Here is a 13,954-nt window from a genome sequence, read left to right on the forward strand (position 1 = left end):
AAAGCGCCGCATGTGCGACGCTCAGTGATTTAATCGGGGTTGGCTTCGAGGAATTCTTCGACTTTCGCCACCATGCGCTTCGAACCGACGAAGAACGGCACACGCTGGTGCAACTCGGTCGGTTTGATGTCCATGATACGGTTCACGCCATCCGATGCGGTGCCGCCAGCTTGCTCAATCAAAAAGGCCATCGGGTTGCACTCATACAACAGACGCAGTTTGCCGTTCGGGTGGCTTTGCGTGCTCGGGTAGAGGTAGATGCCGCCTTTGAGCAGGTTGCGGTGGAAATCTGCCACCAAGGAACCGATGTAGCGAGAGGTGTAAGGACGACCATCTTCCGGCACATTTTCCTGACAGTATTTGATGTACTTTTTCACGCCGGTTGGGAAACGAATGTAGTTGCCTTCGTTGATCGAGTAAATCTTCCCGTTTTCTGGAATGCACATGTTTTCATGCGACAGGCAGAATGAGCCAATTGACGGGTCGTAAGTAAAGCCGTTCACGCCATTGCCGGTGGTGTACACCAGCATGGTAGATGAACCATAAATCACGTAACCCGCGGCGACTTGTTTATTGCCCGGTTGCAGGAAATCTTCCGCAGTTGGTGGACCGCCCACCGGTGAAATACGGCGGTAAATCGAGAAAATGGTTCCCACGGACACGTTCACATCGATGTTCGATGAGCCGTCAAGCGGGTCCATCAGCACGACGTATTTGGCGTTTTTGTTCAGCTCTTTATTGAACGCGACGGCTTCATCTTCTTCTTCACTCGCCACGCCACACACTTGGTCGCGCGCTTCGAGAGCGGATTTGAATTTTTCGTTCGCATACACATCAAGCTTCTGTTGTTCTTCACCTTGAATATTGTCGTTACCTGACGCGCCAGTAATGTCGGCTAGGCCCGCTTTGTTGATTTCGCGGTTGACAATTTTCGCAGCAAGACGAATCGATGCCAGTAGGGAGGATAGTTCACCACTTGCATGGGGGAAGTCATGTTGCTTCTCAACAATGAACTCACCAAGGGTGCGCATCTCAGACATGTTCTTTCCTTAACACTAATTTTTTGGGGGAGTTTGTCGGCGCCGTGACGGGTTCTTTGGGGGGAACTTATTTGCACTCGCGCCTAGCGACGATTTTAGGGGGTAGATCTTTTTATGGGTAATGAAGTAACAGACGGAGATCTCAATTTGTTTGTCGACTTTTTGGAAATTACATTGCTCTGATTTGTGGTGCTCGCTTTTGCGATGCGAATCAGGATAATGGAGTGCAATACAAAACAGTCGTAATGAGGCTAGGTTTATGCACATTCATATTCTGGGAATTTGTGGCACATTCATGGGCGGTGTCGCCATGTTGGCTCGCCAGTTAGGCCATAAAGTGACCGGTAGTGACGCCAATGTTTACCCACCAATGAGCACCATGTTGGCATCGCATGGCATTGACATCATCGAGGGATTTGATCCGGTTCAATTGGAGCCGAGGCCTGATCTGGTGGTGGTTGGCAACGCCATGAGCCGGGGCAATCCATGTGTGGAATATGTGCTGAATCATAACCTGCGTTACACCTCGGGCCCGCAATGGTTGCAAGACCATCTTTTATACGATCGTTGGGTACTGGCGGTTTCGGGAACGCACGGAAAAACGACCACTTCGAGCATGTTGGCGTGGGTACTCGAACATTGCGGTTACCAACCTGGCTTTTTGGTCGGCGGCGTTCTGGGAAATTTCGGCATTTCAGCCCGTTTGGGCGAAAGCATGTTTTTCGTGGTTGAAGCGGACGAATACGACAGTGCTTTTTTCGATAAGCGTTCGAAGTTCGTTCACTACCATCCGCGCACTTTGGTGATGAATAACCTAGAGTTCGATCATGCGGACATCTTCGATGATCTGGAAGCGATTAAGCGTCAATTTCACCATTTAGTGCGTACCGTGCCGGGCAATGGCCGCATTCTGGCACCGCGTCAAGATGCCGCGTTAGCTGATGTGTTGCGTCGTGGTTGTTGGAGCGAAACCGAGTTTTCGGGCGAGCAGGGCGAATGGCAAGCGGAGAAAATCTGCAAAGATGGCTCGCAATTCCATGTGTTACACCAAGGCGAACGTGTTGGCACCGTGACGTGGGATTTGGTGGGCGAGCATAACGTGAATAATGCGCTGATGACCATCGCGGCGGCGCGTCATGTCGGCGTGACGCCAGATCTGGCGTGTGAGGCTTTGGGTTCTTTCATCAACACCAAACGTCGTTTGGAGCTGAAAGGTACCGAAAATGGTGTCACAGTGTACGACGATTTTGCCCATCATCCGACTGCGATTGAACTGACGCTGGAAGGGCTGCGTAATAAAGTCGGCGACCGTAAAATCATTGCTGTGCTGGAACCCCGTTCCGCGACCATGAAATTGGGCGTGCACAAAGAAACCTTAGCGGCATCGCTGGCGGCGGCCGACTCGGTTTACCTGTTCCAACCCAGTAACATTCCTTGGGCGGTGCAGGATGTGGCTGACCAATGTTCGCAACCGGCGCACGTGAGCGACAACATGGCCGAGTTTGTGGCGCAAATTTGCCAAGAAGCCCAGCCGGGCGACCAAATTTTGGTGATGAGCAACGGCGGCTTTGATGGCATTCACGGCAAACTGCTGGCAGCGCTGAAAGCCAAAGCGCAGCAACCGGCTTAACTCAAACAGTGAATTTGCGAACCCTATGACGAAACAACCCAAAGCCATTACCCTCGCGTGGACGGGGGCTTCCGGCGCGCCGTATGGCCTGCGCCTGTTGCAGTGCCTCTTGGCAGCCGATTATACGGTCTATTTGCTCATCTCTTCGGCTGCGCGCGTTGTGCTGGCGACCGAACATGGGCTGAAACTCCCCGCCGGCCCCGAAGCGGCCAAAGCGGCATTGGTTGCCCATGTCGGGTGCGACCCCGACAAGTTGGTGGTGTGCGGCAAAGACGATTGGTTTTCTCCCGTGGCGTCGGGGTCTGCGGCGCCCAAACAGATGGTGGTGTGTCCTTGTTCGGCCGGTAGTGTGGCAGCGATTGCGCACGGCATGTCGGACAATTTGATCGAACGTGCTGCCGATGTGGTGATGAAAGAGCGTGGTCAACTGCTGCTGGTGGTGCGTGAAACGCCGTTCTCGACGCTGCATCTTGAAAACATGCACAAGCTGTCACAAATGGGCGTGACCATCATGCCCGCGGCTCCGGGGTTTTATCATCAACCGCAGTCGATTGATGACCTGATCGATTTTCTCGTGGCGCGCATTCTCGATCACCTAGGCATTGAACAAACGCTGGTTGCACGGTGGGGATACGACCAACGCGTGTAGTCGCTTTTTCACGCGAATCGAATTACAATCCGTAGCACTCATCGGGGAGCTCACCATTCATCACGTGAATGGCGCTGAGATCAAGCCTAGCTTGGGACCCGCATTAGTCGCAAAGGTCGTGCGTATCGCCCATCTTTGCGGTTAGACACCTGAACCAGATAATGCTGGCGTAGGAATTGAGCTGGGTTTGCGACACCGATTAACGAACGAATCACATCCTCTCAAACCTGTGCCGCTCAAAAGGAGAGCGAGCCTTGACCTTCAAATTGTCCGCCATTGCCATGGCGACCCTATTTTCTTCGGCAGCCTTGGCGGCGCCGAGCCTCACCGTTTACACCTACGACTCGTTCGCGGCCGATTGGGGCCCGGGGCCGGCGGTCGAAAAAGCCTTTGAAGCCCAATGTGGCTGTGATCTTCAGTTTGTCGCGCTGGATGATGGTGTGTCGATCCTCAACCGCCTGCGTCTGGAAGGCAAGAAGACCAAAGCGGACGTGGTGCTGGGCTTGGATAACAACCTGATGGTGGAAGCCAAGCAAACGGGCCTATTGGCTCAACACAACACCGATACGCACGCGGTGCACTTGCCCAATGGCTGGAGTGATGACACCTTTGTGCCGTACGATTACGGCTACTTTGCCTTTGTCTACAACAAGCAAAAACTGACCAACCCGCCGACCAGTCTGAAAGAGCTGGTGGAACAGCGCGACGATCTGCGCATCATCTATCAAGATCCGCGCACGTCGACACCAGGCCAAGGGCTGTTGCTGTGGATGAAGTCGGTGTATGGCGATGATGCGACGCAGGCGTGGCAGAAGCTGGCTAACAAAACCGTGACGGTGACCAAAGGTTGGTCAGAAGCGTATTCGATGTTCCTCGATGGTGAATCTGACATGGTGCTGTCGTACACCACATCGCCAGCTTATCACCTGATTGCTGAACACGATGACAAGTACGCAACGGCCAATTTTGCCGAAGGTCATTACATGCAGGTCGAAGTGGCGGCCAAAGTGCAGGGCACGCCGAACGACAAGCTGGCGGATGAGTTCCTCCAATTTATGCTCAGCAATGAGTTCCAAGCCTTGATGCCGACGGGCAACTGGATGTATCCGGTGACGGACGTGGCGCTGCCCAAAGGTTTTGAGACGTTGAGCGTGCCAGCCAAATCGCTGTCGTTTAGTGCCGATGAGGTGGCGGCGAAGCGCCGAGGCTGGATTCGCGAATGGCAAAATGCCTTAACGTTCTGAGCGATTGATGCAAAGCCGTACACCTAAATTGGGTCTCGGGGTCGCGGCAGTTGTCGCGGCCTTTGTCCTTTCTGCCCTCAGCGCTTTATTGTGGCAAGCGCCCACACTTCATCTGAATCAGATTTGGGGCGATGCTTATTATCGCCATGTGACTTGGTTCAGTCTTTACCAAGCCCTGTTGTCGACCCTGCTCAGCGTTGGCTTGGCGGTACCAGTTGCGCATGCGTTAAGCCGCCGCCGTTTCCCCGGGCGCGGGCTGCTGCTCAAACTGTTTGCCATGACCTTGGTCTTGCCAGTGCTGGTGGGCGTCTTTGGCTTGCTGGCGATTTATGGCAACAGCGGTTTACTGGCAAGCGGGCTGCAACATTGGCAGCTCAAATTGCCTTTTTCCATCTATGGCCTGAACGGCATTTTGCTCGCCCACGTCTTTTTTAATCTGCCATACGCCGCGCGTTTGTTGCTGCAAAGTCTGGACACCATTCCGGCCGAGCAGCACAAGTTATGCGCCCACCTTGGCATGACGGGCTGGCAGAAATTTGTTGCGGTGGAGTGGCCGCGGTTGCGCCAGCAACTGCCGCATGTGCTGGGCTTGGTGTTCATGCTGTGTTTCACCAGTTTTGCCACGGTGATGGCGCTGGGCGGCGGGCCCAAATCGACCACGATTGAGCTGGCCATTTATCAGGCCATCAAATTTGATTTCGATCTGCAAACCGGCGCGCTGTTGGCGCTGTGGCAAATGCTGTTGTGCGGTGTACTCACGCTATCGATACAACGTTTTTCGCGCCCGTTGCCGGTGAGTAGCGGCAGTGTCACCACGCAGCAATGGGTACGTGATTCGCGCTGCAGCCGTTTGTGGGATGGGGCGTGGATTGGTTTTGCGTTATTGCTGGTCATTCCGCCGCTTTTGATGGTCGTGCTGAGTGGTCTGAACGAGAAACTTTTCAGCGTGCTGAGTCGTGGCGAGTTCTGGCGTGCGATGGGCGCTTCGTTGCAGGTTGCGCTGCTGGCGAGTTCGTTGGCGCTGCTGGCGGGCGTGGCGATCATTCTCACCAGTCGTCACTGGCGCTTGCAATCTCACTCGCGCCGAGCAAACGGGCTTGAACTGATTGGCACCATCATTTTAGTGACGCCAGGGCTGGTGATCAGCACCGGATTGTTCTTACTGCTGCGCAATCTAACCGATGTGTTCAGCCTCGCGTATTGGGTGGTGGTGGCGGTCAATGGCCTGATGGCGCTGCCGTACGTGGTGAAAACGCTCAGTCAACCGATGCTGCATCTGGCGCAGCAATATCAGTTTTTGTGTGCCAGTTTAGGCATGCGCGGCTGGCAGCGCTTGCGACTGATTGAGCTGCGTGCCCTGCGCAAGCCGCTGGCCCATGCGTTGACCATCAGTTTTTTGTTGTCGATGGGCGATTTAAGCGCGATTGCACTGTTTGGCAGCCAAGATTTTCGCACGCTGCCGCTCTATTTGTATCAGTTGCTGGGGAGTTATCAAATGCAGTCTGCCGCGGTGGTCTCTCTGGTGCTGCTGGTGCTGAGTGTTGGCCTGTTTTATCTGATTGAACGCCTGTTTCGCGTGCGTTCCTCTTCTACATCCTCGCGGAGAAGCTCATGTTAGTACTGGATAATGTGCGTTATGAATATCAGGATGAGTGGTTCGTGTTTGACCTCAGCGTCGCGCAAGGCAGCATTGTCGCCCTGATGGGGCCAAGCGGGGCGGGCAAGTCTACACTGCTTAGTTTGGTGGCCGGTTTTATCGAACCTCGCAGCGGCGACATTCGGGTGCAAAGCGACGGCGAAACGGTATCCGTGGTGGGCAAAGCGCCGTATCAGCGACCGTTTTCGATGCTGTTTCAAGAGCACAACCTGTTTGCGCACCTGAGTGTGCGTGACAATATTGGTTTGGGATTACATCCGGGGCTCAAACTCAGTGCCGCACAGCGAGAACATGTGGTGCGAGCGGCCCACATGGTTGGGGTGGGGGATTTACTTGATCGCCTGCCGGAGCAGTTGTCGGGCGGGCAGCGTCAGCGCGTCGCGCTGGCTCGCTGTTTTGTTCAACCGCATCCCATCTGGTTGCTGGATGAGCCGTTTTCAGCACTGGATCCACTGCTGCGTGAGGAGATGTTAACGCTGGTCAAAACCTTAGCTGCGGAGCGCAATATCACCGTGTTGATGGTGACGCATCACATCAGCGACGCGCGCGCCATTGTCACGCATTTTGCGTTTATGGCCCAAGGGCAAGTGCAGCACATGGAGCCGATTGCCGCCTTAACGGCGCAGCACCGTGACGCGCCTCTGGCAGATTTTGTACGCGCGGGGGAGTAAGCATTTCACGCAGGTGTACTCAATGACAGGTAAGAAAAAAGGTTGGCATAAGCCAACCTTTTTCGTGATAACCATAGGCCGAAACACTCAGAACTCTTGGTCGTTGAGGGTTTTCAGCATCTGGAAAATTTCGCGAGAAGCTTTGGGCGGCTTCTCGCCTTGTTTCTCTTTTTTCGCCTGACGCGCCAACAGGCGCAGACGTTGACGGTCAGCCTCTGGGTACAGCGTCATCACCTCTTCAATTGCGTCATCACCTTGCTCGACGATGCGATCGCGCATCTGTTCCAGCTTGTGCAGCACTGCGGTGTTTTGCGAGTGTTTGTTACGCAGTTTGTCCAGCGCCGCTTGCAGCGGTTCTGGGTCGATGTTACGCATCAGACGACCGATGTATTGCAATTGACGACGACGCGCTTCGTTTTTGAAACGTTGCGCATCTTTGATTGCAGCGGCCAAGTCGTCGGGCAGCGGGAATTTCGCCAGCACCGAAGGCTTCAGCTCAACCAACTCTTCGCCGAGTTTTTGCAGCACAATCATATCGTTCTTCATCTCGGTCTTACTGACCCAAATGATTTCCTCTTCGTCTTCCCAAGGGGCTTTTTGATTCTTACGAGCCATTTTCTTCACTAATGAGTTATTTATGTCTGCTATTTTAGCAAGAATCGTGGGGAGAAAGCGAAATTCTTGTTATCCTAACCTCATTAAAGCGCAATAGTTGGATGAGATATGGATGTAAGACAGCAAGTCGCTGTGCAGCGTACCGAGCTTGAAGCGGCCGTTGCAAAAGCGCTCGACATGGCTTCAGCTGGTGCTGACGCCGCTGAAGTTGCCATTACCAAAAGCACAGGTTTAAGTGTTTCGACTCGCATGTGCGAAGTGGAAAACGTGGAGTTTAACAGTGACGGTGCGTTGGGGATCACGGTGTATCGTGGTCAGCGTAAAGGCAGTGCGTCTACTTCTGATTTAAGTGAAAAAGCGATTCAGCAGACCGTGCTGGCCGCATTGGATATTGCTCAATACACTTCCGAAGACCCGTATGCTGGCCCGGCACCGAAAGAGTTGATGGTGACCGAGATTCCGGATTTGGACCTGTTTCACCCGGATGAACCGAACCCCGATAGAGCGGCGCAGGTGGCGATTGAAGCTGAACGTGCGGCGCTGCAATACAGTGACAAAATCAAACAGAGTGATGGGGGCAGTTACGACAGCCATTACGGCGTGAAAGTGTACGGCAACAGCCACGGTTTGCTGGCCAGCTACGCGTCAAGCCGCCAAAGCATCAGTTGCTGTGTGATTGGTCAGGGCAAAAATGGTGAGATGGAACGCGATTACAGCTACACCGTAGCGCGTCACGTCGATGACTTGTGGGCCCCTGAGCGTGTTGGCTTGGAGGCGGCCGAGAAAACCATTAGCCGTTTGGATGCGAAGAAGCTGAAAACCGGGAAGTACCCTGTGATGTTTGCCGCAGATGTGGCGACTGGCTTGATGGGGCATCTGGTGATGGCGATCAGTGGCGGTAACTTGTACCGTAAATCGTCGTTCTTACTCGACCACCTCGGTCAGCAAATTCTGCCATCGTGGTTTAACGTGTCAGAGCGCCCGCATGTGCTGCGCGGGTTGGCTTCCAGCCCATTTGACAGCGAAGGGGTACGCACGGAAGACCGCGATATCATCACCGATGGCGTGTTGGCGACTTACCTGCTAACTAGCTACGCTGCGCGTAAGATGAACATGACGCCTACGGGTCATGCGGGCGGCATTCACAACTGGTTCGTTCAACACACCGGACAGAACTTTGAACAGATGCTGAAAGCGCTGGGCACTGGGTTGTTGGTGACCGAAGTGATGGGCCAAGGCGTGAATGTGGTGACTGGTGACTACTCACGCGGCGCTGCAGGTTTCTGGGTGGAGAATGGCGAAATCCAATATCCTGTTTCTGAAATCACCATCGCGGGCAACCTCAAAACCATGTTCAACCAGATCGTGGCGGTGGGCAGCGATACGGAAACACGTTCGCAGATCCAAACTGGTTCGATTCTGCTGGAAACCATGAAAGTGGCTGGCGAATAAGCGCCGCCCGTAGACAGCCGTTCGATCAAAAAAGCGCAGCCTTCAGTCTGCGCTTTTTTATGGCGTTCACGTTTACCTGCATTCACGCCGCTAGAGGAGTTAGGCTAGCGAATCAACAGCGTTGCCAAGCCAAGGAACACCGATAAGCCCACCACGTCGGTGACGGTGGTCAGTGCCATCCCGCCTGCCAGAGCCGGGTCGATGTTCATCTTTTTCAGCAGCACCGGAATGGTTACCCCGGCGACACCGGCGACAAACAAGTTGGTCATCATCGCCGCAGAGATAATGCCGCCCAGTAGCCATTCGCCTTTCCAGACCACGACAATCGCGCCAATGATTAAGGCCCACAGAATGCCGTTGAGAAAGCCGATCGCAGCTTCTTTCATCAGCAGTTCGCGTTTGTTACTGTCACCGATATGACCCAGTGCCAGACCGCGAATCACCAGCGCCACGGTTTGGTTGCCCGCGACACCGCCCATCGATGGAACGATGGTCATCAAAACGGCAATCGCTGCCATCTGTTCCAGCGTGGCTTCAAACATGTTGGAGACGGACGCGGCGGCCAGAGCGGCCAGAACGTTCGCGCCCAACCAGACGCTGCGTTTACGTGCGGATTTGACCACGGGCGCGAAAGTATCTTCGTCGTCGTCCATACCCGCCATACTCATCATTGAGTGTTCGGCGTCTTCACGGATGACGTCGACCACGTCATCGATGGTGATACGACCGACCAGATGTTGGTTCTCGTCTACCACAGGCGCAGAAATCCAGTTCCGACGTTCAAACAGGCTGGCGATATCAGAGTCCTTGGTGTCGACTTTGATGGCTTCATCGGCATCGTCCATCACTTCGCTGACGGGCACATCCGGTTGCGTGGTGAGCAGCGTACTCAGCGATAAGTGGCCAATCAGTTTGCTTTCATCATCGATGACATACAACGCATCGGTCGCTTCTGGGAGTTCACCTTTCATGCGCAGATAACGCAGCACTACGTCGACGTCGACATCACCACGAATGGTGATCACGTCGGTGTTCATCAAACCGCCGGCGGTATCTTCTGGGTAGGACAGCGCGGTTTCGACGCGCAGTCGATCCGCAGCGTCCATTTGCGCTAAAACTTCACGGGACAGATCATCGGGCAAGCTACGCAGGACGTAGGCCACGTCATCGGTGTCCATGCCTTCGGTGGCTTCCGCGAGTTTTTCCGGTGCCATTTTCGACACCAACGCATCTTTGACGTCTTCGCTTAGCTCATCAAGGATTTCACCGTAATCTTCAGGGTCGGTCAGTTGCCACAGCACATCACGTGCTTTGCGAGGAGAGGCTTCTAACAGGCTGGCGATATCTTCCGGTTCCATGTCCTGCAGTTGGCGACGAACATGGACAAAGCGGCCGTTTTCCAGCGCTTCGGTAATTTCTTGGAGGGTTTGGTGAGCTTGGTCAAATTCAATTTGCTCTGCCATCGCTTCCCCCTAATGCTTTGAATTGTGGCAATGTGTTGAATAGTAACTTAATTCTAGGTCTTATTTAATACGTTCTGATTAATCATGAGTATTTAATTTCGTTTTCGACCGCGCGTCATTCGTCTTCTTCGAATTTCGCTTCAATCAAGTGGCACACGGCATTGAGCGCTTGCTCGGCCTGAGAGCCTTCGGCGGAGATGGTGACGTTCTGTCCTTGTGCGGATTCGAGCATCAGCAGCCCCATCACGCTGTCGGCGGTTGCTTCTTTGCCTTCCTGACTTTGAATGGTTAGCACCGCATCGAAAGATTGCGCCAGTTCAACCAATTTTACGGCCGCTCGCGCATGCAAGCCGAGGCGATTCTGAATGAGGACGGTACGGCTTGCTTGCTGCATATCGGTTCCTTATGAGCGGTTCTTTTCCAGAGAGGTGTGACGAATTTGTACCTGATGACCCAGTTGGGCGAAGTATTCCCCCAATTGCTGCGTCAAATAAACCGAGCGGTGTTTGCCGCCGGTACAGCCAATCGCGATGGTGAGATAACTGCGATTGTTTTTCTCCAGCGATGGCAGCCAGTGTTCAAAGAACTTTTGGATCTGCTGCTTGAGTTCAATCACTTCAGCATGGCTTTCAAGGAACGATTTGATCGGTGCATCCAGCCCCGTGAGCGGCCGGAGATCGGGTTCCCAATGGGGATTGGGGAGAAAACGGACATCAAAGACGTAGTCGGCATCGCTCGGTAAACCGTATTTGAAGCCAAAGGATTCAAATACCATCACCAGATCTTTGCGCTCGCGGCCTTCCACGCGCATGCGCACGGTTTCACTCAGCTCATGAAGCGACTGATTGCTGCTGTCGAGTAGCAAATCGGCCTGCTCTTTGAGCGGTTCGAGTAAACCTTTTTCGAGTTCAATCGCTTGCGCCAGTGTCGGTTTCCCTTCACTGAGTGAGAGCGGATGAATACGGCGCGTTTCGCTATAGCGTTTGAGCAGCGTCTCTTTGCTGGCATCCAGAAAGAGCACGCTGACATCGTTATTTTGCTTGAGTTGGTCCAGAACATCTTCGACCAAGCCCGGTTCTTTGGGCAGGTTGCGGATGTCGATACTGACCGCGACATTTTGTTTGCTGCCTTGTACCGATTGAATGAAGGCATGCAGCAAACTGACGGGTAAGTTGTCCACGCAGTAGTAGCCCAGATCTTCTAAGACCCGCAATGCGACGCTTTTACCCGCGCCAGATTGACCACTCACAACAATTAAACGCATGGGATGACCTACTCAGGTTGTTGATTAACCATGATGTCGTACAGCTCCTGATCGCTGGTTGCGGCGCGAAGCTGTTTCAGAGTTTGCTTATCGTTCAGGCGTTCAGCCATGCACGACAAGGTTTTGAGGTGTTCTTTGCACTGAGCCTCAGGCACCAGCAAGGCAAAGAGCAAATCGACCGGACGATTGTCGATCGCGTCAAATTCAATCGGTTCTTCACACTGGACCAAAACGGCGACTGCTTGATCGCTGGTGGTCATTCGTGCGTGAGGAATAGCAATCCCATTCCCAATACCGGTACTGCCCATTTTTTCTCGGCTAAGCATGCACTCAAACAGCTCAGTGGCGTTTAAACCAGTGTGCTGTGCGGCGATCTCGCTGATGATTTCCAGGGCTCTTTTTTTGCTAGAACACTGGACTGCACTTTTGGTGCAGTCCAGTGAAAGTACTTCGCTTAATTGCATGATTAGTGGCTACTTAGCTTTTCTTTATGCTTGTTGAGTTGACGAGAGAGCTTGTCCACGAGGCCATCAATAGCTGCGTACATGATGTCATCTTCCGCAGTGGCGTGAACTTCTCCTTGGTTAATGTGAAGCGTAGCTTCTGCGATTTGGCGTGCTTTTTCAACACGTAAAATCACTTGAACGCTATTGATATGCTCGAAAAAGCGCTCAAGTTTCTGAAATTTGGAGTGAACATAGTCTTGCATTGAATCGGTTAGTTCAATGTGATGGCCTTGAATATTGATTTGCATAGACTTTCCTTCTCAGTTAGGCCTTATAACAGGCGTTTGCGCTGACTTGAGGGGGCGATGCCCAATGATTCACGGTATTTGGCGATCGTCCGTCGTGCCACCTGAATCCCTTGGTCAGCGAGTAAAGCCGCGATCTTGCTGTCACTTAATGGTTTGGCTGGGGTTTCCGCAGCGACCAATTTTTTGATCAGAGCTCGAATCGCGGTAGATGAACATTCTCCGCCATTGTCGGTACTGACGTGGCTGGAGAAAAAGTACTTCAACTCGAATATGCCACGTGGGGTATGCATGTATTTTTGGGTCGTCACACGTGAAATGGTCGACTCATGCATATCCACGGCAAGCGCGACGTCATTCAGGACCATCGGCTTCATGGCTTCTTCACCATACTCGAAGAAATCACGTTGATGTTCAACTATGCACTTGGCAACTTTGAGCAAGGTCTCGTTTCGGCTTTCCAAGCTCTTAATTAACCATTTTGCCTCTTGCAGGTTGGTGCGAATGTAGTTGCTGTCGGCACTGTTTCCGCGGCCTAAATTGGCGTATTGCTGGTTAATTTTGAGGCGTGGTACGCTGTCTGGATTGATGGTGACAATCCATTTGCCATGCTCTTTAAACACCGACACATCGGGGATCACGTATTCTGCATGCTCCGATGCGATACGGCTGCCCGGTCTTGGATCCAACTGTTGGATCAGTTGGAGCACGTCACGCAATTCTTCTTCTTTGAGTTTAGCTTCTTTCAGAATGACTTTGTAATCGCGGTTGCCAAGTTGGTCAATGTACTGAGATAGGAGAGTTTTGGCTTCGTCCAGCCATGGGGTGTCGGCTGGGTAGGTGGCCAGTTGCAGCAGTAAACAGTCCTGCAGATTGACGGAGGCCACGCCCAGTGGATCAAATTGTTGAATGCGCTTTCGCACCGCTTCGATTTCGTCGAGCTCAATCTCTTCGCCGTGGAAGTTTTCCAAAATCTCTTCCAGCGATTGCGTGAGGTAGCCGTAATCATCGATGGCATCAATCAGTGCCATGGCGATGGTGCGGTCGGTGTCGCTAAAGGGGGTTAAGTCCAGTTGCCACAACAAGTAATCTTGTAGGGTTTGGGTGGTTTCCCCTTGATACACTGGGGCGTCGTCGTCTAGCGCGATGCCGGTGCTGCCGGTGTTGGCGCTGTAAACGTCATCCCAAGTGGTATCAATTTCTAGCTCCGCACTGATTTCCGATTTTTCAATCAGTTCAGAGCTGTCTTGCGGTTCAGGCTCGGCGACGTCAGCACTGGCTTCTTTCTCCTCATTCGCGGTCGTGTTGTCAGCACCCGCAAAATCGTCCATTGGCTCTTCAACATCCAAAAGCGGGTTCGATTCCAACGCTTCTTGAATTTCTTGTTGCAGATCCAATGTCGACAGCTGAAGCAGGCGAATGGCTTGCTGCAGCTGGGGGGTCATGGCTAACTGTTGACCTAGCTTAAGCTGTAATGAGGGTTTCATTCAGTATTGACTGCCTTGTTTTTGTTAGAAT

At 53.1% G+C, this 13,954-nt stretch carries 14 protein-coding genes; 6 read left to right on the forward strand and 8 right to left on the reverse strand.

Features of this window, described 5'->3' with window-relative positions:
* Positions 1–29 precede the first annotated feature (29 nt).
* Entirely contained in the window at positions 30–1,040 is a 1,011-nt protein-coding gene (gene fbp / locus VFA_RS19875; RefSeq protein ID WP_004728647.1) for a class 1 fructose-bisphosphatase, read from the reverse strand.
* Between the two features lie 259 nt (positions 1,041–1,299).
* On the opposite strand from fbp, the gene mpl reads away from it, so the two are divergent.
* From mpl to thiQ, 5 genes are all read left to right on the forward strand, one after another.
* Positions 1,300–2,670, forward strand: a complete 1,371-nt coding sequence (mpl, locus tag VFA_RS19880; RefSeq protein ID WP_004728648.1) for a UDP-N-acetylmuramate:L-alanyl-gamma-D-glutamyl-meso-diaminopimelate ligase — start codon at positions 1,300–1,302, stop codon at positions 2,668–2,670.
* A gap of 25 nt (positions 2,671–2,695) precedes the next feature.
* Positions 2,696–3,319 carry a flavin prenyltransferase UbiX gene (locus VFA_RS19885; RefSeq protein ID WP_004728649.1) on the forward strand — a complete coding sequence of 208 codons (624 nt, stop codon included), beginning with the start codon at positions 2,696–2,698 and terminating at the stop codon, positions 3,317–3,319.
* 254 nt (positions 3,320–3,573) lie between these two features.
* The gene (gene thiB / locus VFA_RS19890) at positions 3,574–4,563 is read left to right on the forward strand and encodes a thiamine ABC transporter substrate binding subunit (RefSeq protein ID WP_004728650.1); all 990 of its coding nucleotides are present in this window, start codon (positions 3,574–3,576) and stop codon (positions 4,561–4,563) included.
* Between the two features lie 7 nt (positions 4,564–4,570).
* Positions 4,571–6,181: a thiamine/thiamine pyrophosphate ABC transporter permease ThiP gene (gene thiP, locus VFA_RS19895; RefSeq protein ID WP_004728651.1), complete on the forward strand. Its 1,611-nt coding sequence runs from the start codon at positions 4,571–4,573 to the stop codon at positions 6,179–6,181.
* Positions 6,175–6,891 (forward strand): thiamine ABC transporter ATP-binding protein, encoded by a 717-nt coding sequence (thiQ, locus tag VFA_RS19900; protein WP_004728652.1) that lies wholly within the window; start codon positions 6,175–6,177, stop codon positions 6,889–6,891. Before thiP ends, thiQ begins: the two co-directional genes overlap by 7 nt.
* A gap of 87 nt (positions 6,892–6,978) precedes the next feature.
* Here the strand turns inward: thiQ and yjgA are convergent, their stop codons facing one another.
* Positions 6,979–7,506 (reverse strand): ribosome biogenesis factor YjgA, encoded by a 528-nt coding sequence (gene yjgA / locus VFA_RS19905; RefSeq protein ID WP_004728653.1) that lies wholly within the window; start codon positions 7,504–7,506, stop codon positions 6,979–6,981.
* 108 nt (positions 7,507–7,614) lie between these two features.
* Here yjgA and pmbA point away from each other — a divergent pair, with 108 nt between their 5' ends.
* Complete coding sequence (gene pmbA, locus VFA_RS19910) at positions 7,615–8,958, forward strand: metalloprotease PmbA (protein ID WP_004728654.1); 1,344 nt, start codon at positions 7,615–7,617, stop codon at positions 8,956–8,958.
* A 104-nt stretch (positions 8,959–9,062) separates the two neighbouring features.
* Here the strand turns inward: pmbA and mgtE are convergent, their stop codons facing one another.
* The 6 genes from mgtE to VFA_RS19940 form a co-directional block, all read right to left on the reverse strand.
* The gene (mgtE, locus tag VFA_RS19915; RefSeq protein ID WP_004728655.1) at positions 9,063–10,421 is read right to left on the reverse strand and encodes a magnesium transporter; all 1,359 of its coding nucleotides are present in this window, start codon (positions 10,419–10,421) and stop codon (positions 9,063–9,065) included.
* A 115-nt stretch (positions 10,422–10,536) separates the two neighbouring features.
* Entirely contained in the window at positions 10,537–10,815 is a 279-nt protein-coding gene (locus VFA_RS19920; RefSeq protein ID WP_004728656.1) for an HPr family phosphocarrier protein, read from the reverse strand.
* 9 nt (positions 10,816–10,824) lie between these two features.
* Positions 10,825–11,685 (reverse strand): RNase adapter RapZ, encoded by an 861-nt coding sequence (gene rapZ, locus VFA_RS19925; protein WP_004728657.1) that lies wholly within the window; start codon positions 11,683–11,685, stop codon positions 10,825–10,827.
* Between the two features lie 8 nt (positions 11,686–11,693).
* The gene (gene ptsN, locus VFA_RS19930; RefSeq protein ID WP_004728658.1) at positions 11,694–12,149 is read right to left on the reverse strand and encodes a PTS IIA-like nitrogen regulatory protein PtsN; all 456 of its coding nucleotides are present in this window, start codon (positions 12,147–12,149) and stop codon (positions 11,694–11,696) included.
* A 2-nt stretch (positions 12,150–12,151) separates the two neighbouring features.
* Positions 12,152–12,439, reverse strand: coding sequence for a ribosome hibernation promoting factor (gene hpf / locus VFA_RS19935; protein WP_004728659.1), 288 nt, complete (start codon positions 12,437–12,439; stop codon positions 12,152–12,154).
* A 23-nt stretch (positions 12,440–12,462) separates the two neighbouring features.
* Positions 12,463–13,923 (reverse strand): RNA polymerase factor sigma-54, encoded by a 1,461-nt coding sequence (locus tag VFA_RS19940; protein WP_004728660.1) that lies wholly within the window; start codon positions 13,921–13,923, stop codon positions 12,463–12,465.
* Between the last annotated feature and the right edge of the window lie 31 nt (positions 13,924–13,954).

This window comes from Vibrio furnissii CIP 102972, from assembly GCF_000176175.1.
Classification (GTDB): domain Bacteria; phylum Pseudomonadota; class Gammaproteobacteria; order Enterobacterales; family Vibrionaceae; genus Vibrio; species Vibrio furnissii.